This is a genomic window from Burkholderia sp. Ac-20349, assembly GCF_017104865.1.
Taxonomy (GTDB): Bacteria; Pseudomonadota; Gammaproteobacteria; order Burkholderiales; family Burkholderiaceae; genus Burkholderia; species Burkholderia aenigmatica.
In genome coordinates, this window is record NZ_JAAGPM010000087.1 from 1 (window position 1) to 20,055 (window position 20,055).

Here is a 20,055-nt window from a genome sequence, read left to right on the forward strand (position 1 = left end):
TGTTGGTCGCGACCGACGGCACGATCTTGTGCGCGACCTGGTTCATCGGGTGGTTGAACGGCGTGATCGCCGAGATCACGCCGAGCAGCGGGTCACGCTGCGTGTACACGCGGCGCTTCTTGCCGTGCGGTGTCAGGTCGCACGAGAAGATCTGCCCGTCGTCCTTCAGCACTTCACCGGCGCCGAACGTCAGCACGTCGGCGACGCGGCCGGCCTCATACGTCGAATCCTTGATGCACAACCCTGCCTCGGCCGTGATCAGCGCGGCAATCTCGGCGGTGCGCGAGCGCACGATATCGGCCGCGCGGCGCAGGATCGCCGCGCGATCGTGACGTGTGAGCGTCGGCCGGTACGCACGTGCGGTCGCGAACGCGCGCCGCACGTCGTCCAGCGTCGCCTTCGGCACGGTGCCGACCAGCGAGCCGTCGTACGGGTTGCGCACTTCGATTACCGCGTCCCGATGAATCCGTTCGCCGTCGATTCGCAGTGCTTCGCGACGAATCTCGCGGACGTCCGTCGATGCTGCAATGGCGTTCATGAGTGTGTCCCCTTACGGATGCGTGCGCATCACTGCAGATGGTTGAGCGCGATGTCGATGATGTCGAAGTTGCGCAGCCGCGCGCGGCCCGTGACGTCACCCGCGACCGGCTTGCTGAAGATCAGCGGCACGATCTGCTCGGAGATCCCGCCGTGCGAGCGCAGCGGCACGTCGAGGCCCGACAGGTCGTGCTTGATGCGGCGCGTGCCGAGCACGACGTCCTGCTTCGAGATCACGATCAGGTCGCCCATCCGCGCCGGCGGCAGTTCGAAGCGCGCACAGCCTTCGGCGCCCGTCAACACGACCTCGATGCCGTCGACCGCGGCGAGCCGCGCGCGCAGCGCCTCGGCATCGGCCGTCGCCGGCACGTAGACGGTCGCGAACGAACCGAGCGCGCCGTGGTGCACGACGTACGGATCGGTGATTGGCAGGATCACGCGCGCCGCCTCCTCGCCGAGCCACTCGTCGAACAGTTCCTGCAGGTAGATCACGTTCGGCTCGCCGGTTTCATCGTCGTGCTTCGCGTTCATCCCGTGGTCGGCCGTGATCGCGACGATCGCGCCGAGCTCGTCGAGGCGCTGCAGGTACTTGTCCATCATCGCGTAGAACTCGTTCGCGCCTTCCGTGCCGGGCGCGCACTTGTGCTGCACGTAGTCGGTCGTCGACAGGTACATCAGGTCGATCGGACGCGTCTCGAGCAGGCGCACGCCGGCCGCGAACACGAATTCCGACAGATCCGCGCTGTACACGCTCGGCACCGGCTTGCCGACCAGTTCGAGCACGTTGTCGATGCCGTTTTCGGAGAGGCTCGCTTCGTCCGCCTTTTCCGACGAGAAGCAGATGCCCTTCAGCCCCTTGCCGAGCAGGCGGCGCAGCTTGTCCTTCGCGGTGACGACCGCGACCTTCGCGCCTTGCTCCGCGAAGGTCGCGAGCACGGTCGGTGCGACCAGGTACTTCGGATCGTTCATCAGCACCTCGGCGCCGGTGTCGCGATCGTAGAAGTAGTTGCCGCTAATCCCATGCACCGCCGGCGGCACGCCTGTCACGATCGACAGGTTGTTCGGGTTAGTGAAGCTCGGCACCACGCACTCGCCCTTGAGCGCCGTGCCCGGCTTCAGCAGCGTGCGCAGGAACGGCGCGACGCCGGCCTCGGCCGCTTCTTCCAGATATTCGTATGCGCAGCCATCGACGCAGACGACCACCACGGGCCGGCTCATCCAGTTGTAGCGGCGGCCGTTCACTTCCACGGATACAGGCGTTTCATTCATGACGTTCATTCCTTTCAGTTCGAAGGGTAGAGCCGTCGGCGCCCGCGTCGCGCCGAAGGGAGGTGTTTTCCATGCTTGACATTAAAATTGATGATTTGTAGATTGTCAACAACATGCAGCGAACAGAAAGCAAAACAACGTAGCAGCAAGAGGGCTGGTCTCCACTCATCCGCCGCGTGCCGCGGCGCCACAGTCAAGGGGTCTGAAGATGAACGAAGTGCCGGTAAACAAGCGTTTGAACGCATGGGCGGCGGGTGCGGCCCGCTTCGCACTGGCCGCGGCGGTCGCGCTCGGCGCGGTGCAGGCGGCGCACGCGAAGACGTCGCTGCTCGTCTATACCGCGCTGGAAGACGAGGCGATGAAGCCCTACAAGGACGCGTTCGAGAAAGCGAACCCCGATATCGAGATCCGCTGGGTGCGCGACTCGACCGGCTCGGTCACCGCGAAGCTGCTCGCGGAGAAGAACAACCCGCGCGCGGACGTCGTGCTCGGCCTCGCCGCGTCGAGCCTCACGCTGCTCGACCTGCAAGGGATGCTGATGCCGTACGCGCCGAAGGACTTCGACCAGCTCACGCGCAAGTACAGCGACGCGAACACGCCGCCGCACTGGGTCGGCATGGACGTGTGGGGCGCGACGATCTGCTACAACCGCGTCGCCGCGCAGGCGAAGGGTATCCCGAAGCCGACGTCGTGGGAGGACCTGACGAAGCCCGTCTATAAAGGCGCGATCGTGATGCCGAGCCCGGTTTCGTCCGGCACCGGCTACCTCGACGTGACCGCGTGGCTGCAGACCTTCGGCGACGACAAGGGCTGGAAATTCATGGACGCGCTCGACAAGAACGTCGCGCAATACGTGCACTCGGGCTCGAAGCCCTGCACGCTCGCCGGCACCGGCGAATTCCCGATCGGCATCTCGTTCGAGTTCCGCGGCCACGAACTGCAGTCGCAGGGCGCGCCGATCGATCTCGTGTTCCCGAAGGAAGGGCTCGGCTGGGACATGGAAGGCACGGCGATCATGAAGACGACGAAGCAGCCCGATGCCGCGAAGAAGCTGGCCGATTTCATGGCGAGCAAGGATGCGAACCAGATCACCGCGCGCTGGTGGGCGATCGTCGCGTACCCGGGTGTCGCCCGCAAGCTCACCGGTATCCCCGACAACTACTCGGAGCTGCTCGTGAAGAACGACTTCGTGTGGTCGGCGAAGAACCGCCAGTCGATTCTCGACACGTGGCAGAAGCGCTACGGCTCGAAAACGCAGCAGTAACGCCGCGACCGGCAGCGGGGCCGCGCCGCGCGCCGCCCCGCGCCCCCCTTTCCGTCGTCGAATCCGGCCCCCGGGCCGCCCCAGCATGGAGGCGCGCATGGCACCTTATCTGAGCGTAGAACGCATCGAGAAGCGGTACAACGACACGCAGGTCCTGACCGACATCAACCTGAGCGTGATGAAGGGCGAAATGATCTGCTTCCTGGGGCCGTCCGGCTGCGGGAAAACCACGCTGCTGCGGATCATCGCGGGGCTCGAGACGCAGAACGCCGGCCACATCATGCAGGACGGCCGCGACATCTCGCGGCTGCCGCCGCAACTGCGCGACTACGGCATCGTGTTCCAGTCGTATGCGCTGTTCCCCAACCTCACGGTGTACGACAACGTCGCGTACGGGCTCGTGAACCGGAAGATGAAGCGCGACGCGATCCACGAGCGCGTGCACACGCTGCTCGCGCTGGTCGGCCTGCCCGACAGCCACCGCAAGCATCCGGGCCAGCTGTCCGGCGGCCAGCAGCAGCGCATCGCCCTGGCGCGCGCGCTCGCGACCTCCCCCGGCCTGCTGCTGCTCGACGAGCCGCTGTCGGCACTCGACGCACGGGTGCGCGTGCGGCTGCGCCAGGAGATCCGCGCGCTGCAGCAGCGGCTCGGCGTGACGACGATCATGGTCACGCACGACCAGGAAGAAGCGCTGTCGATGGCCGATCGCATCGTCGTGATGAACCACGGCGTAATCGAGCAGATCGGCACGCCGCTCGAAATCTACCGGCAGCCCGCGTCGCCGTTCGTCGCGGACTTCATCGGCCGCGTCAACACGATTCCCGCCGAAGTCGCGCAGGACGGCACGCTGCGCGCGGGCGCGGTCGGCCTCGACTGCCGCCATGGCACGGCCCGCCCGGCACAGGGCGCGGCGGTGTCGGTCTACGTGCGGCCTGAAGACCTGCGCATCTGCGTGCCGGGCCAAACGGCCGACAACGTGCTGGCCGGCCGCGTCGAGAAGCTCGAATTCCTCGGTGCGTTCTGCCGCGTGAGCTTCCGGATCGACGGGCTCGACGGCCAGGAGATCGTCGCCGACCTGTCGTATCACGACGTCGACCGCACCGGCGTGCAGGCCGGCGCGCGCATCGACCTCGCGCTCGATCGCGAGCATGTCCGCGTGTTCCCGAGCGCGAAGGAGCGACTGCAATGAGCACCGTCCTGACCGACCGCCGCCGCGGCGCCTCCGCCCCCGCCGACGTGCGGCAGATCACGCACTGGCACGACCGCATCGCGCAGCTCGCGCTCCTCGCGATGGCCGCGCTGATGTCGATGTTCCTGCTGCTGCCGCTCGCGCTCGTCGTGCAGAAATGCTTCGTCGATGCGGACGGGCGATTCGTCGGCGCGCACAACTTCATCGAGTATCTCGAGGACAGCGGCGTACTGCGCTCGATGCTGCACTCGCTGACGGTCGGCGCGCTGGTCACGTCGATCGTCGTGCCGATGGCGTTCACGTTCGCGTATGCGCTGACCCGCTCGTGCATGCCGTTCAAGAACGCCGCGCGTACCGTCGCGCTGCTGCCGCTGCTCGCGCCGACGCTGTTGTCCGCGGTGTCGTTCATCTACTGGTTCGGCAACGCGGGGCTGCTGAAGCCGCTGCTGCACGGCCATTCGATCTACGGGCTGCCGGGCATCGTGCTGAGCATGGTGTACGCGTCGTTCCCGCACGTGCTGATGATCCTCGTCACCGCGCTGTCGCTCGCCGACGGGCGGCTCTACGAGGCCGCCGACGCGATGGGCACGAGCCGCACGCGCAAGTTCTTCACGATCACGCTGCCCGGCGCGAAGTACGGGTTGATCAGCGCGACGATGGTGGCGTTCACGATGTGCATCAACGACTTCGGCGTGCCGGTGGTGATCGGCGGTTCGTACAACGTACTGTCGACCGACATCTACAAGCTGATCATCGGCCTGCAGGACTTCAACCGCAGCGCGGTCGTGAGCCTGATGCTGCTGTGCCCCGCCCTCGTCGCGTTCGGCGTCGACTTCTTCATCCGCCGCCGCCAGCAGTCGCAACTCGGTGCGCGCTCGACGCCGTACCAGCCGAAGCCGTCGCGCGGCTTCGACGCCGCGATGCTCGCGTACTGCGGGTTCGTGTGCGCGTTCTTCATCGCGGTGGTCGGCATCTCGGTGTTCGCGTCGTTCGTGAAGTTCTGGCCGTACCAGATGAGCCTCGGGCTGCAGCACTACAAGATGGGGCTGATCGGCGCCGGCATCTTCGACGCGTACAAGAACAGCCTGCGGATGGCCGCGACGGTGGCGCTCGGCGGCACGATCGTCGTGTTCGGCGGCGCATACCTGATCGAGAAGACGCGCGGCGCACGCTGGCTGCGCGGCTTCATCGCCCTGTGCGCGATCCTGCCGATGGGCGTGCCGGGGCTCGTGCTCGGCATCAGCTACATCTTCCTGTTCAACGCGCCCGGCAATCCGCTGAACGGGCTGTACGGGTCGCTGTGGCTGCTCGCGATCGTCACGGTGGTGCACTACTACGCGTCGAGCCACCTGACCGCCGTCACCGCGCTCCGGCAGATCGACAGCGAGTTCGAGGCCGTGTCCGCGTCGCTGAAGGTGCCGTTCTACAAGACCTTCCTGCGCGTGACCGTGCCCGTGTGCCTGCCCGCGATCCTGCTGATCGCGCGCTACCTGTTCGTCAACGGGATGACGACGGTCTCGGCCGTCGCGTTCCTCTACTCGCCCGACACGCAGCCCGCGTCGGTCGCGATCCTGAACCTCGACGACGCGGGCCAGATGGGCCCGGCCGCCGCGATGGCCACGCTCGTGCTCGCGACGTCGTCGTTCGCGTGCGTGCTGTTCGCGTGCATCTCGCATCGACTGTTGCGCCGCACGCAGGCCTGGCGCAACCCGCATCGCCACTGATTTTCTAGCCGCATTCACGTGACGTCCCGACTTCATCAAGGAGACACCATGACGCTCGCCGCCCAGCCCATCCTGCTCACCCCAGGCCCCCTGACGACCTCCGACACCACGCGCGACGCGATGCTGCGCGACTGGGGATCGTGGGACAGCGACTTCAACGCGATCACCGCGCGGCTGCGCGAACGCCTGCTGCAGATCGTGCACGGCGAAGGCACGCACGAGTGCGTGCCGCTGCAAGGCAGCGGCACGTTCTCGGTCGAAGCGGCCATCGGCACGCTCGTGCCGCGCGACGGCCACGTGCTCGTGCCGAACAACGGCGCGTACTGCCAGCGCATCGCGAAGATCTGCCGCGTGCTTGGCCGCAAGCTGACGACGATCGACTACAGCGAGGATCGCCGCGTCGATCCGGCCGACGTCGAGCGCGCGCTCGTCGCCGATCCGACCATCACGCACGTCGCGCTCGTGCACTGCGAAACGGGCGCCGGCGTGCTGAACCCGCTGCACGACATCGCGCAGGTCGTCGCGAAGCACGGCCGCGCGCTGATCGTCGATGCGATGAGCTCGTTCGGCGCGATCGACATCGACGCGCGCACGACGCCGTTCGACGCGGTGATCGCGGCATCCGGCAAATGCCTCGAAGGCGTGCCGGGGCTCGGCTTCGTGATCGCGAAGCGCAGCGCGCTCGAACGCTGCGAAGGCAACAGCCACTCGCTCGCGATGGACCTGTACGACCAGTGGGTCTACATGCAGCGCACGACGCAGTGGCGCTTCACGCCGCCGACGCACGTGGTCGCGGCGCTCGACGCAGCCGTCGGGCAATACGTCGACGAAGGCGGGCTCGCGGCACGCGGCGGCCGCTACCAGCGCAACTATCGCGCGCTGATCGACGGGATGCTCGCGCTCGGCTTCCGGCCGTTCCTCGATCCGGCGATCCAGGCACCGATCATCGTCACGTTCCATGCGCCGGACGATCCGAACTACGACTTCAAGCGGTTCTACCAGGAGGTCAAGAAGCGCGGCTACATCCTGTATCCGGGCAAGCTGACCGAGGTCGAGACGTTCCGGGTCGGCTGCATCGGCCACTTCGGCGAAGCCGGCATCCCGGGCGCCGTCGCCGCGATCGCCGACACGCTGCGCGCGATGGGCGTGCGCCGCGTGTCGGCCGAAGCGGCCGCCTGACGTGACGCAGGACGACGTGACGTGATGGTCCCCGCCGCGTGCACGTTCGCACGCGGCGGCCAGTTGTTTCGGGCCGTGCGCGGCACGGCCCCTTTTCGAAGAACCCTCCGATGCGCCCCTTCTGGATCGAACAAGCGCTGTTCAACGACGGCGATCTCGCCCCCGCGCTGCAAGGCACGACGCAGGCCGACGTGTGCATCGTCGGCGGCGGCTTCACCGGGCTCTGGACCGCGATCCAGGCCAAGCAGCAGAACCCCGCGCTCGACATCGCGATCATCGAGGCCGACCTGTGCGGCGCCGGCGCGAGCGGTCGCAACGGCGGCTGCCTGCTCACGTGGTCCGCGAAATTCCTGACGCTGCGGCGCCTGTTCGGCGAAGCCGAGGCGATCCGGCTCGTGAAGGCATCCGAAGCGGCCGTACAGCACATCGCCGATTTCTGCCGCGCGCACGACATCGATGCCGAGCTGCGGCTCGACGGCACGCTGTACACCGCGACGTCGCGCGCGCAGGTCGGCACGCTCGCGCCGGTGCTCGACGCGCTCGCCGCGTGCGGCATTCACAGCTACGAGCCGCTGCCGCCCGCCGAAGTCGCGCGCCGCTCGGGTTCCGCACGCAATCTCGACGGCGTCTATTCGCCGATCGCCGCGACCGTGCACCCCGGCAAGCTCGTGCGCGGGCTGCGCCGCGTCGCACTCGCGATGGGCATCCGGATCTATGAGCGCACACCGATGCTCGACTTCACGCCCGGGCAACCGGCTGTCGTGCGCACGCCGTCCGGCAGCGTGAGCGCGGGCAAGCTCGTGTTCGCGATCAACGCGTGGATGGCGAGCCGCTTCCCGCAGTTCGAGCGCACGATCGCGGTCGTGTCGAGCGACATGGTCATCACCGAGAAATGCCCCGAGCTGCTCGCGCAGACCGGGCTCGTGGACGGCGTGTCGGTGCTCGATTCGCGGATCTTCGTCTACTACTACCGCACCACCGCCGACGGGCGGCTGATGCTCGGCAAGGGCGGCAACACGTTCTCGTGGCGCAGCCGTATCGCACCCGTGTTCGACCGGCGCTCGCCGTACGAGGCGCAGCTCACGCAAAGCCTGCGCGAATTCTTTCCGTCGCTCGCGGGCGTGCCGGTCACGGCAAGCTGGAATGGGCCGTCGGATCGCTCCGTCACCGGCTTCCCGTTCTTCGGCCGCCTCGACGACGCGCCGAACGTGTTCTACGGCTTCGGCTACTCGGGTAACGGCGTGGGGCCGACCTACATGGGCGGGCAGATCCTGTCGTCGCTCGTGCTCGGCCTCGACAACGCGTGGACGCGCAGCCCGATCGTGCGCGGCCCGCTTGGGGCGTTCCCGCCGGAACCGATCCGCTATGTCGGCGCGCACGTCGTGCGCAATGCGATCCGCCGCAAGGAGCGCGCGGAAGACGAGAGCCGGCCGCCGGCAATTGTCGACACGTGGCTCGCGAAATTCGCGAGCGCGGCGGGGAAAGCCGACAAGGCGTGACGATGCGTCGACCAACAGGATCTGCATGGCATGACCTGAAGACGCAATGAAAAAGGGACGCTGCGAAGCGTCCCTTTGCTTTTGCGCGGCGACCCGCGCGGGCGTTGCCGGACGCTTACGCGCGCACGGTCTTTTCCCGCGCCGCCTTGCCCGTCGCGGGCAGCCCCTGCTCATGGGTGCGGCGCATGCGCGCGAGGCCATGCGTGACGTGCTCGCGCACGAGTGCCACTGCCTGCTCCTCGTCGCCGCCCGCGAGCGCCTGCACGATCTTGTCGTGCTCGGCGGCGGACACGGCGATCGCATCCTCCTCGGCCTCGATCGCGGCCTGGCGCAGCAGGCCGAGCTGACGCACGAGCCGGCGGTAGGTATCGGTGAGGTGCGTATTGCCGACACCGACGACCATCGCGTCGTGGAACTGCACGTTCAGCTCGGTATAGCGCGTGACGTCGTGCGTCTTCGCGGCGTCCTTCATCGACTGGATGATGCCCTTCAGCACCTTCAGCGTGTCCGGCGAGATGCGCTTGGCGAGCGCGCGCGCGACCGATTCGTCGAGCATCGCGCGCACTTCGTAGATCTCCTCGGCCTCGCGCAGCGGCACGACGCGCACGGTCACGCCGCGGTTCTTCTCGTTGCGCAGCAGGCCGGCCTGTTCGAGCGCACGGAACGCTTCGCGCACGGGGCCGCGCGACACGTTCAGCTTGGTCGCGATCTCGACTTCGTTGAGCTTCTCGCCCGGCGCGTATTCGCCGGAGACGATCGCGCGCTCGAGCATGTCCTGGACGATCATGGCGAGCGACTGGCTTTGCAGGAGTTCGATGGCGCTGAGCGCGTTCGGGGCTGTCATGGTCGGGCAGGCAGCAAGGCTGCGGTAGAAATCGAGGGCGCCATATCGGCGAATGATCCTTATATACCCTCGGCCCGACACATTGTCAACAGTTTTCAGTTTCCAAAAACCAATCCCGCCTGCCGGGATGCAACCGAAACGCCCCCGGCAGGGGGCAGTCGCGCGACCGGCCGACCTCGCCCGTATCGCGCGACGCGTGGCCGCCGTCAGGCCGTCGTGTGCTTCACCGGCCCCGGATCGCTTTGGCTCGGCCGGCCCGTCTCGACGTGGCCCGCGAAGCGGCGCACGACCTTGTCGTCGCCGCCGCGCAGCGTCGTCGCGGTGATCGTCAGATCGTACCAGCCGTGGCTCGACGACAGCTCGAAGTGATCCTCGACGCGCTCGCCCGGCTCCAGCGTGTAGGTGCGCGCATGCGCATGGCTGTACGCGTTGTCGACCGTCACGCGGCACGTCGCGCGCCCGCTGTTGCGCAGTTGCAGATACACGTGGCGGTTGCGCACGTCGTAGCCGATCCGCGCTTCGGGGTTCGCGTGGCGGCCGTCCGCCGCGAGCCGCGTGTTGCCCTGGAACTCGCACAGATAGCCGTTCGGGCCATATGCCGCGAGATGGTAATCGCCGCGCGCGGCCGACGTGTTCCACGTGTCGACGAAGCGGTCATGCGCGGACACCGCGTAGCGACGCGGCGGCGTCGTCGGGTTGCGGCGGTCGTACACGTAGAACGCCGCGCCTGCGTCACCGGTGTTCGCGAAGTCGAGCGACACGCTGTCGTCGTGCCCGCTCACCCGGCTGTGCACGAACAGCTCGTACGGCAGCGCGCGTGCCGGACGCGTGCCGGGCTCCTGCGCCGGCATCGACTGCTGCGCGGGCACCTGGTACGCCTGGCCGGCGGTCGCGATGTGCTGCGGCACCGAGAAGCTCACCGTGCGCGTGTCGGGGCGTGCGGAGAAGTCGAACGCCGACGTGAGGTCGCCGCAGATCGAGCGGCGCCATGCGCTGATGTTCGGCTCCTTCACGCCGAAACGCGCTTCGAGGAAACGCAGCACCGACGTATGGTCGAACGTCTCCGAGCAGACATAGCCGCCCTTCGTCCACGGCGAGATGATGATCAGCGGCACGCGCGGCCCGAGGCCGATCGGCTGGATGCCGCCCGGGTCGGCGCCCGGCACGAGCGGGCTCATTTCGCCCGGGTACTTGTTCAGGTCGAGCAGCTCGTCGCCGAGATTCGACAGCAGGTTCGACGACACGATGCCCTGGCCGCCCACGCCGCTCGTCACCGGCGGCACCGGCGGCACGACGTGGTCGAACAGCCCGTCGTTCTCGTCGTAGTTGAGGATGAACACCGTCTTCGCCCACACCTCGGGGTTCGACGTGAGCGCCTCGAGCACCATGTTGATGTAGAACGCGCCGTCGGTCGGCGAAGCCTGCGGGTGCTCGCTGTACTTGTACGGCGACACGATCCACGACACCTGCGGCAACCGGTTCGCCTGCACGTCGGCCTTCAGCTCGGCGAGCGTGTGGTCCGACGCACCCTTGTCGACCAGCGGGCCGCTCGCGCCTTCCTTCACCTGGAAGCGCTTGAAGAACATCAGCGAGTTGTCGGTGTAGTTGTCGGTCGGGTCGCCCGGGATGCCCGTGCCGCCCTGGTACACCTTCCAGCTGATCTTCGCGTTCTCGAGACGTTCCGCGTAGGTGGTCCACGTGTAGCCGTTCACGTCGTCGCGCTCGCCAATGCCCGGGCCGTTCGGCGGGCTGCCGTAGATGTTGCGCGGGTCGACCGTGCCGGTCCACAGGTAGATGCGGTTCGGCGCGGTGTCGGCGTGTGCGGAACAGAAGTACGAATCGCAGATCGTGAACGCGTCGGCCAATGCGTAGTGGTACGTGAGATCCTGGCGCTTCAGGTAGCCCATCGTCAGCACGTCCTGCTTCTGGTTCACCCACTGGTCCCACTGGCCGTTGTTCCAGGACAGGTGGCCGCTGCTCCAGCCGTGGTTGGTGCCCGGCTGGAATTCGGTCGTCTGCTTCGGATCGAGGTAGAACGGCAGCACGTACGGCGCCGACGGATCGAGGCCGCGCGAATGGTAGTTCTTCGTGAACACCGACGCCGGCGGCTGCTGCCACACCGGTGCGCCGCTCGGCAGCAGGTGCGGGCGCGGATCGTTGAAGCCGCGCACGCCGCGCAGCCCGCCGAAGTAATGGTCGAACGAACGGTTTTCCTGCATGAAGATTACGACGTGTTCGACGTCGCGGATCGTGCCCGTGCGATAGGCGGCCGGCATCGCCAGCGCATTGCGGATCGCGGGCGGGAAGCCCGCGTAGGCGGCCATCGCGCCGGCCGACTGCGCGGCGAGGCGCAGGAAATCGCGTCGATTGTTCGAGGACATGAAGAGAACCCTGTTGTCGGTAGGAGTGGGGGCGCCAGTCGAGCGGGGCCGGCGGTTTGCGTCGCCGTTATTACCCCGCATCGGCATGTCCCGGCCGTGACCGGTTACCGCAGGTTTCTTTGGGTTACCCACAAGAATTTTTTCGAAGTGGCACACGACGCGCCTTTCATCCGGCCGACATACGCATGCGCTACGCTGACGCGCGATACAGAGGGGAGAGGCCGAGTCGTGTTCGATCAGCTGAAGGCGTTCCACGCGACCGTCCGGCAGGGCAGCATCACGCGCGCCGCGCGTCACCTGGGCGTGAGCCAGCCGACGATTGCCGCGCAGATCCGGCAGGTCGAGCAGGTGTATGGCGTCGAGCTGTTCTACCGCAGCGGCCGCAAGCTCGAGGTCACCGAGACGGGGATCGAGCTGTTGCCGCTCGTCGAGAAGATGATCGCGCTCGAAGCGCAGGCCGACATCATGCTGCGCAACGTCGGCGGCCTGTTCGAAGGCCAGCTGCGGATCGGCGCGACGGGGCCGTACTACATCATGGACGCGGTCGGCCGCTTCTCGAACGCGCATCCGTCGATCGCGCTCACTTGCCGGATCGGCAACTCCGAGGAGATCCTGCAGGCGCTGCAGGAATTCCGCATCGATCTCGCCGTCTCGTCGCAGCGCAACGATGCCGACGGCCTCGAACGCAAGGTGATCTCGACCGACCCGCTCGTGCTCGTCGTGCATCGCAACCATCCGCTCGCGCGCTTCGACGCGATCGATCCGGCGCGGCTCGCCGACGTGCGGCTGCTGATTCGCGAGGAAGGCTCGGTCACGCGCCGCTGCACGGAGACGATTCTCGAGGCGGCCGGTGTCGCGGCCGTCTCGGTTGCCGAGATCGGCAGCCGCGAAGCGATCCGCGAGGCGATCCTGCATGGCGTGGGCGGCAGCCTGTTTCCGCTCGGCGAGGCCGAACGTCATCCGGATTTGCGCGTGATCGCGCTGCGCGGCGTCGACACGACGATCGACGAATACGTGTACTACCTGAAGGCGCGCCGCCAGAGCCCCGCGATCGACGCGTTCCTCGCATGCATCCTGCCGGCCGGCAGCGACGCGGCCGGGGCGGATGAAGCGGGACGAACGGCGCGGCGGGCGAACGCGCGCTGAACTGCCGCGCGCTCACCGGTTCCGCACTTTACGTGGCGCTTTTCCCGCGCCTTCCCTCTGTCGTTGCGCTCACATCATTTCGGCAGCGCCGGAATCATCCACGTCAGTACGTGCTGCTGCAGGAACACCAGCACGCCGAGCAGCAGCGTGAGGATCACGCTGTGCCAGAAGGTGCGCGCGAACACCACGCCCTCCTGCCCCTTCAGATCGGTGGTCGATACGCCCGTCGCGATGTTCTGCGGCGAGATCATCTTGCCCATCACACCGCCCGACGAATTGGTCGCGGCCATCAGCACCGGATCGAGGCCGAGCTGCCGCGCGGCGACCACCTGCAGGTTGCCGAACAGCGCGTTGCCCGACGTATCGCTGCCCGACAGGAACACCGCGATCCAGCCGAGCGACGCGGACACCAGCGGGAACAGCGCGCCCGTCGACGCAACGCCGGTGCCGAGCGTGTAGCTGATCCCCGAGTAGTTCAGCAGGTACGCGAGCCCGACGATCATCATCACCGTGACGATCGCGATCCACGTCTGCCGCCAGGTCTTGACCACGCATTCGAAGAACGCGCCCACACCGGTGCGCGTCAGCGCGGCCGTGATGATCGCCGAGACCAGGATCGCGGTGCCGGTGCCGAGCGGCTGGAAGTCCCAGATCGCCGCATAGGGCTTGTGGTACAGCGACACGAACACCGCGTTGTGCAGGCCCGGCCACTTGATCTTCACGTCGCCGATCGCCGCGATGTTCGCGTGCACCCAGACGATCACGACCACCGACACGACGAGCCACGGCAGCCAGCCGCCGAAGCCCGCGCGCGCGGCGCCGGCCGTTGCGGGCACGCTGCGCGCGAGCGCGTACTGCGGATCGGGCTGCGGCTTCCACACCTGCAGGAAGCCGATCGTGACGATCAGCGACGTGAGCGACGACAGCACGTCGGTGAGCTGGTAGCCGAGGAAGTTCGACGTGACGAACTGCGCGATCGCGAAGCTGCCGCCCGACACGAGCAGCGCGGGCCACAGCTTCGAGATCGAGCGCAGCCCGCCGTACGCGCCGACCACGTAGAACGGCAGCAGCAACGCGAAGAACGGCAGCTGGCGGCCGACCATCTGCGCGAGCGTCGCGGGCGGCAGCGACGTCACCGCGCCGAGCACGGTGATCGGCACGCCGAGCGCGCCGAACGCGACCGGCGCCGTGTTGAACAACAGCGTATAGGTGAGCGCTTCGAGCGCCGGGAAACCGAGCGCGATCAGCAGTGCGCTCGTGATCGCGACCGGCGTGCCGAAGCCCGAGATCCCTTCGAGCAGACAGCCGAACGAGAACGCGACGACGAGCAGCACGAGACGGCGATCGTCGGGCAGGTTGTCGAGCATCCATTGCCGGAACTGGTCGAAGCGGCCCGACTTCACCGCGATGTTGTACAGCAGCAATGCGTTGAAGACGATCCACATCACCGGCACGACCGCGAGCGCCATGCCGGCGCCGACCGCGTTGAACGCGAGCCCGGCGGGCATCCCCCACGCGCCGATCGCGACCGCGAGACCGGCGACGAGCCCGGCGAGCGAGGCCTGCCACGCGGGGCGGCGCAGCACGCCGAGTGCGATCAGCGCGACCGCAATCGGGATCGCGGCGACGAGGAAGGACAGCAGCAGCGAGTTGGCGACCGGCGTCAAAGGCTGCGCGAAGACGATGCCGGGCGGTAGGGCGTCGGTGGGGTTCATCGTGTCTCCTGTCGATCCGGGTTGGCGCTTTAGCGCCTACCCGGATCCCATGGCGTGGCTGGTTGGAGTTAGCGCTTCAGCGCTTACGCCAACCCCACGGCGGTCGACCCAGGGTGGCGCTGCTGCGCCCCCGAATGCTGTGCAAAGCGGTCGTTCTCCAGTCGCGACAACGCTCAGGCGCTTGCGCACGCAACGACGTCGCGCGGCCAACCGATCAGTCGCTTAAAAGAGGTTAGGAGGCGCGCAGCGCTTGTACAAGGGGGACAAGCCCGATGCGTAGCGACCCGATACGACCCACCCGCCGCCCGCTGACCGGCAGCAGGCGGCCCGCTGTCGCAGCCGACAGGAAGCCCGTCGCGAGCGGCTCGCCGGCGCAGCGCGACGCCGTCCCCGCGCAATGTTGCACGTGCGGCAAAGGTGCCTGACGGCGCACGGGATGTTTCGTTTGGCGTCCGAAGCCTAGACTGGTCGCATCGATTCCGCCCGCGCCGGCCACGGCAGGCACGGCACCGGAACCTCACGGAGTGAAACGATGAAGACGATGAAACAGGCGGCATGCGCATGCGTGCTGATCGGCGCGGCCTTTGCCGCCCACGCGCAGGCCGCATCGACGCTGACGCGCGCCCAGGTCCGCCAGGAACTCGTGGAGCTGCAGGCCGCCGGCTACCGGACGAGTCTCGCGAGCAGTCCCGACTTTCCGGACGACATGCAGGCGATCATGCGCCGTGCCGCGCAGGCGCGCGGCGAGAGCGCCGGCTACGGCAGCGACGGCGGGGCAAACGTGGAATCGGGCAAGCCGGCGCTGCCGCCCGCGATCGATCGCGGCACGTACGCGCATCACTGACGGCTGATCGAACCGGATCGAGCGCACCACGGTGAACGGTGCGCACCGACCGGCGATGGAGAGGCGCCTCGCGCACCGCGCCGATCGACGCGATGCACGTGCGCAAGCATCACACGCTGAAGCGGTTCAGCGTATACGCGCGATAGGCCGCGACGAATGCGTCGAACGATCCGGCCTCCTTCGTTTCGAGCTCGGCCTGCTCGGCCAGCGACTTCGCGGCGAGCGCCTGCTCGGTGAGCAGCGTGTCCGCCGACGGCGGATGCGCGCGGAAATGCGCGGCATGCGCTTCGCTCTGCGCCAGCGCAAACCCGAGGAACGACTGCCCGCGCTCGCGCATCGTGCGCAGCACGTGCGCGGACGGCGTGCGCTCCGGATCGGCGAGCTTCTCGCGTTGCGCGGCGATCGCGCGCGCATGCTCGTCGCCGCCGCGGATTTCGTCGAGACGGCGGCCGACGGTTTCGATATCGGCCATCAGATCGTCTGCCCACGCCTGCAACGTGACCGACTCGCCGTCGCGCTGCAGCGTGAGCCCCGGCTTGCGCCCTTCCATCGTCACGCTGCCGAAGTTCGCGTTCGCTTCCTGGTACGCGGGGCAGTCGAGCGCCGGGCTCTCGTCGAGCGCGCACGCGAGCAGGAATGCGTCGATGAAGCGCGCCGTTTCCAGTGCGATGCCGGTCGGCTCGAACGGATCGATGTCCAGGCAGCGCACCTCGATGTACTGCACGCCGCGCGATGCGAGCGCATGCAGCGGCCGCTCGCCCGAATACGTGACGCGCTTCGGCCGGATCGTCGAGTAGAACTCGTTCTCAATCTGCAGCACGTTCGTGTTGATCTGGATCCACTCGCCGTCGCGATGCGTGCCGATGGCCTCGTAGGCCGGATACGGCTCGCTCACGGCCTTCGACAGCGCGTCGAGATAGCCGGGCAGCGTGTTGTAGTCGACGTGCAGCGCGGCCTGGGCGGTCGTGTTCGAGTAGCCGAGATCGCTCATCCGCAGGCTCGTCGCATGCGGCAGGTACAGCGTATCGACATCGAACGTGTCGAGCTTGTGCGGCTTGCCGCGCAGGAACTTCGTATCGAGCGCGGGCGACGCGCCGAACAGGTACATCAGCAGCCAGCTGCGGCGGCGGAAGTTGCGGATCTGCGCGAGATAGCGCTCCGACTGGTAATCGACGAGCGTGGCCGTCGAGCCTTCTTCCGCATGCAGGCGCCGCCACACCTCTTCGTGCAGCGAGTAGTTGTAGTGGATGCCGGCGATGCACTGCATCGTGCGGCCGTAGCGATACGCGAGGCCGCGCCGGTACACCGTCTTCAGGCGGCCGATGTTCGACGTGCCGTAGTCGGCGATCGGAATCTGGTCGTCGGCCGGCAGCAGGCCGGGCATCGAGTCGTTCCACAGCATCTCGTCGCCGAGCGACGCATACACGTAGCGATGCAGATCGTCGAGACGTTCGAGCGTGATCGCGGCGTCGCCTTCCGCGGGCGTGATCAGCTCGATCAGCGCTTCGGAATAGTCGGTCGTCAGCGACGGATGCGTGAGCGCCGAACCGAGCGCGCGCGGATGCGGCGTGAACGCGATCATCCCGTCGCGCGTCACGCGCAGGCTTTCCTTTTCGATGCCGCGCAGGCCGTCGGGCAGATGCTGCCGCGTCGGGCCCGAGCTCAGCGCGTCGAGGCGATTCAGCAGCAGTGCGGACTGGCGGTGAGTCATGGTGTTCGACATGGAGACGCAAGTGCGTGACGGCCGAGCGCAGAACGCCGCGCGCGGCCGGCTGGATTGTTGGTCGCTTCGTTGGTAGCGGGCACTTTAACATCTCGCCGAAACACGCGCTTGAGGTGGCCCCGGGCAGCGTGCGCGGGCCGGAGCGGGCCACCGGACGGGCCGGTCGCGGCGGTCGCCGCATGTGTCACCGGTTCCAGGCGGCGGCAACGGGCACGCCGGTGACGCGAATTCGTCCGAAGGAACGTGATGTGCGAACGGGTGGCGGCAGGTGCAACCGTGCGACCGGACCGGCCGCGGAAAGCGGGGTAAATGTGCTTCACGCGCCCGGCACCCTGCGGGCGACGGAGGCGCGGAATGGCCGTGACGGCCGGTGTCCGGCAGGTCGCGTGCGCATGTCGGCGCGACCTGCGCAACGGGTTGCATCGCAGCCTCGCCAGGTCGCACCCGGCCGCGTACGGCCACGATCGCGGCCACCCTCACCCGCCGCGCGCGCCGCCCGCCCGGTCGGCCACTTCGTTCCACAAATGCAGCGCCGCGTACGCGCGCCACGGCCGCCAGCCTTCGGTGCGGCGCTTCTGGGTCGCAAGCCGGTCGAGCGCCGGATCGCGCGCGGCGATCGACTGCATCAGCACGAGATCGGAGGCCGGCCATGCATCCGGATCGCGCCACGCGCGCATCGCGATGTATTCGACGGTCCACGGGCCGATGCCCGGCAGATCGAGCCACGCACTGCGCAGCGTCGCGAGATCGGCGTGCTCGCGATCGACCGGCACGTCGCCGGCCGCCACCGCGCGCGCCACGCCCGTCAGTGCCGCCACCCGCTTGCCGGGCATCCCGATCTTGTCGAGATCGCACGCGGCCAGCGCGTCGGGCGTCGGGAAACGCCATGCGGGCGCGCCGTCGTCTTCATGCACCACACGCTCTCCGGCCCGCTCGACGAGCCGCCCGACGATCGTCGTCGCGGCCTTCACGCTCACCTGCTGGCCGACGATCGCGCGCACGGCCAGCTCGAACCCCGACCAAGCACCCGGCACGCGCAGCCCCGGTGCGGCTTCTACGAGCGGCGCGAACCACGGATCGCGCGCGAGCCCGCTGCCGATGGCGGCCGGATCGGCGCCGAGGTCGAACATCGTCGCGACGCGCGCGGCGAACGCGTCGTCGACATGGCGCGCGACCGCGCCTTCGACCGTCGCGACCAGGCAATGCTTGCGCGGATGTTTCGCGACCGTGAGCCGGCCGGCGTCGCCGTGCAGATCGACGATGCGGCGATACACGCCGTCCGCCACCTGCTCGACGCCCGGAATCGCGCGCCCGCTGAAGAAGCGCAGCACGCGCGCCCAGTCGTAAGGCGCATTGAAGCGCAGTTCCATTTGCGCGGACGGCGGCACCTGGCCGCCGTTCACGATGGATGTGATCGTTGTTTTTGCGATGCTCAAACTGCGCTGCCCTCCGCAACGGATTCGGTTTGATCGTCGTGCACATGACGCGCCTCGGACGCCAGCAACGTCGCCTTGCGGCGCACGCCCCAACGATACCCGGAAAGCGCGCCGCCCTTCTGTACGACGCGGTGGCACGGGATCGCGAGCGCGACCGGGTTCGATGCGCACGCGGATGCGACCGCCCGCACCGCGCGCGGCGAACCGAGCGCCTCCGCGATCTCCGAGTAGCTGCGCGTTTCGCCGTACGGAATATGCGTCAGCGCTTCCCACACGCGCTGCTGGAATGCAGTCGGCGCGATGTCGAGCGGCAGGTCGAACGCGTGCCGCGTGCCGTCCAGGTACGCGCGGATCTGCGCGATGAACGGCGCGAGCCGGGCCGGCGCTTCGACCAGCTCGGCGCGCGCGAACGCGTCTTTCAGCTCGCCGGCGAGCGCTGCCGGTTCGTCGCCGAACGCGATCCGGCAGATACCCTGTTCGGTCGCGGCGACGAGCACCGTGCCGAGCGATGTCGATGCGGTCGCATAGTCGATCCGCAGACCGGCGCCCTGGCGGCGGAATGCCGACGGCGCCATCCCGAGCTCGCGCGGCACCGACGCATAGAGCCGCGACGGCGAGTTGAAGCCCGCGTCGACGGCCGCCTGCGTGACCGGCTGCCCGCTTTGCAGCGCCTGACGCAGCGCGGCGCCGCGCTGCGCGGCCTGGTACTGCCGCGGCGACACGCCGACCACGCGCTTGAAGAGCCGTTGAAGGTGAAACGGGCTCACGTGCACGGCGTCGCTCAGCTGCTGCAGCGTGAGCCGTTCCGCGTGCGCGTCGAGCACCGCGCATGCGCGGTTGACGATCTCGAGCTCGCGCGGCAGCCCTTCCGGCTGGCAGCGCTTGCAGGGCCGGAAGCCGGCCGCACGCGCGGCGGCCGTATCGGCGAAGAAGGACACATTTTCGCGGCGCGGCTGTCGCGACGCGCAGGTCGGGCGGCAGAACACGCCGGTCGTGCTCACGGCATAGAAGAACGCGCCGTCCGCATGCGGATCGCGCTCGGTGACGGCGCCCCAGCGGGCATCATCGGTCGGATAGGCGGTTTTCATCTGAACCTCGCACTCTCTAGTGTAGATGGGACCTACTCTAGACATCGGCACGCGCCGTCGCGCCCTGAATCTTGCTCTGTGATTCGCGCCGAATAATCGGGGGCGCATCGATTAAAGATAAATCCGACAAAACACGCGCGCCGGCTGTTTCAGCGCGGTTTTCGTCATCGTACCGTCACCATTTTGCTGCACTGCAGATGCGACAAATCGCCGTCCT

The 20,055-nt window shown here is 67.9% G+C and carries 15 protein-coding genes; 7 read left to right on the forward strand and 8 right to left on the reverse strand.

Going from position 1 to position 20,055, the window contains the following annotated elements:
• Together G3N61_RS25255 and phnA are read right to left on the reverse strand one after the other, a co-directional pair.
• Positions 1–538, reverse strand: a 538-nt coding sequence (locus tag G3N61_RS25255; RefSeq protein WP_205823865.1) for an aldehyde dehydrogenase family protein, incomplete at its 3' end; no start/stop codon positions are given.
• Positions 539–567: 29 nt separating this feature from the next.
• Complete coding sequence (gene phnA / locus G3N61_RS25260; protein WP_205823866.1) at positions 568–1,806, reverse strand: phosphonoacetate hydrolase; 1,239 nt, start codon at positions 1,804–1,806, stop codon at positions 568–570.
• A gap of 208 nt (positions 1,807–2,014) precedes the next feature.
• On the opposite strand from phnA, the gene G3N61_RS25265 reads away from it, so the two are divergent.
• The 5 genes from G3N61_RS25265 (at position 2,015) to G3N61_RS25285 (ending at position 8,661) form a co-directional block, all read left to right on the forward strand.
• Positions 2,015–3,070, forward strand: coding sequence for a putative 2-aminoethylphosphonate ABC transporter substrate-binding protein (locus G3N61_RS25265; RefSeq protein WP_043184756.1), 1,056 nt, complete (start codon positions 2,015–2,017; stop codon positions 3,068–3,070).
• Between the two features lie 97 nt (positions 3,071–3,167).
• The gene (locus G3N61_RS25270; RefSeq protein WP_043184757.1) at positions 3,168–4,259 is read left to right on the forward strand and encodes a putative 2-aminoethylphosphonate ABC transporter ATP-binding protein; all 1,092 of its coding nucleotides are present in this window, start codon (positions 3,168–3,170) and stop codon (positions 4,257–4,259) included.
• Positions 4,256–5,983 (forward strand): putative 2-aminoethylphosphonate ABC transporter permease subunit, encoded by a 1,728-nt coding sequence (locus G3N61_RS25275; protein ID WP_205823867.1) that lies wholly within the window; start codon positions 4,256–4,258, stop codon positions 5,981–5,983. The genes G3N61_RS25270 and G3N61_RS25275 overlap by 4 nt, the downstream gene beginning before the upstream one ends.
• A 48-nt stretch (positions 5,984–6,031) precedes the next feature.
• Positions 6,032–7,162 carry a 2-aminoethylphosphonate--pyruvate transaminase gene (locus G3N61_RS25280; protein WP_205823868.1) on the forward strand — a complete coding sequence of 377 codons (1,131 nt, stop codon included), beginning with the start codon at positions 6,032–6,034 and terminating at the stop codon, positions 7,160–7,162.
• 110 nt (positions 7,163–7,272) lie between these two features.
• Complete coding sequence (locus G3N61_RS25285) at positions 7,273–8,661, forward strand: FAD-dependent oxidoreductase (RefSeq protein ID WP_205823869.1); 1,389 nt, start codon at positions 7,273–7,275, stop codon at positions 8,659–8,661.
• A 115-nt stretch (positions 8,662–8,776) separates the two neighbouring features.
• Here G3N61_RS25285 and G3N61_RS25290 read toward each other — a convergent pair whose 3' ends face one another.
• Positions 8,777–9,505, reverse strand: coding sequence for a phosphonate utilization associated transcriptional regulator (locus G3N61_RS25290; protein ID WP_043184762.1), 729 nt, complete (start codon positions 9,503–9,505; stop codon positions 8,777–8,779).
• A gap of 206 nt (positions 9,506–9,711) precedes the next feature.
• Positions 9,712–11,886, reverse strand: a complete 2,175-nt coding sequence (locus tag G3N61_RS25295) for a phospholipase C, phosphocholine-specific (RefSeq protein WP_205823870.1) — start codon at positions 11,884–11,886, stop codon at positions 9,712–9,714.
• Between the two features lie 228 nt (positions 11,887–12,114).
• On the opposite strand from G3N61_RS25295, the gene G3N61_RS25300 reads away from it, so the two are divergent.
• Positions 12,115–13,032, forward strand: a complete 918-nt coding sequence (locus tag G3N61_RS25300) for a LysR family transcriptional regulator (protein ID WP_205823871.1) — start codon at positions 12,115–12,117, stop codon at positions 13,030–13,032.
• 74 nt (positions 13,033–13,106) lie between these two features.
• Here G3N61_RS25300 and G3N61_RS25305 read toward each other — a convergent pair whose 3' ends face one another.
• Positions 13,107–14,747: an L-lactate permease gene (locus G3N61_RS25305; RefSeq protein ID WP_043184766.1), complete on the reverse strand. Its 1,641-nt coding sequence runs from the start codon at positions 14,745–14,747 to the stop codon at positions 13,107–13,109.
• 532 nt (positions 14,748–15,279) lie between these two features.
• Here G3N61_RS25305 and G3N61_RS25310 point away from each other — a divergent pair.
• Complete coding sequence (locus G3N61_RS25310) at positions 15,280–15,591, forward strand: DUF4148 domain-containing protein (protein ID WP_175025782.1); 312 nt, start codon at positions 15,280–15,282, stop codon at positions 15,589–15,591.
• Positions 15,592–15,700: 109 nt separating this feature from the next.
• Here the strand turns inward: G3N61_RS25310 and gshA are convergent, their stop codons facing one another.
• From gshA to ada, 3 genes are all read right to left on the reverse strand, one after another.
• Entirely contained in the window at positions 15,701–17,314 is a 1,614-nt protein-coding gene (gshA, locus tag G3N61_RS25315) for a glutamate--cysteine ligase (RefSeq protein WP_205823872.1), read from the reverse strand.
• A 476-nt stretch (positions 17,315–17,790) separates the two neighbouring features.
• Positions 17,791–18,750, reverse strand: coding sequence for an AlkA N-terminal domain-containing protein (locus tag G3N61_RS25320; RefSeq protein WP_043184769.1), 960 nt, complete (start codon positions 18,748–18,750; stop codon positions 17,791–17,793).
• Positions 18,747–19,838: a bifunctional DNA-binding transcriptional regulator/O6-methylguanine-DNA methyltransferase Ada gene (gene ada / locus G3N61_RS25325; protein ID WP_089451460.1), complete on the reverse strand. Its 1,092-nt coding sequence runs from the start codon at positions 19,836–19,838 to the stop codon at positions 18,747–18,749. Before ada ends, G3N61_RS25320 begins: the two co-directional genes overlap by 4 nt.
• Positions 19,839–20,055 lie beyond the last annotated feature (217 nt).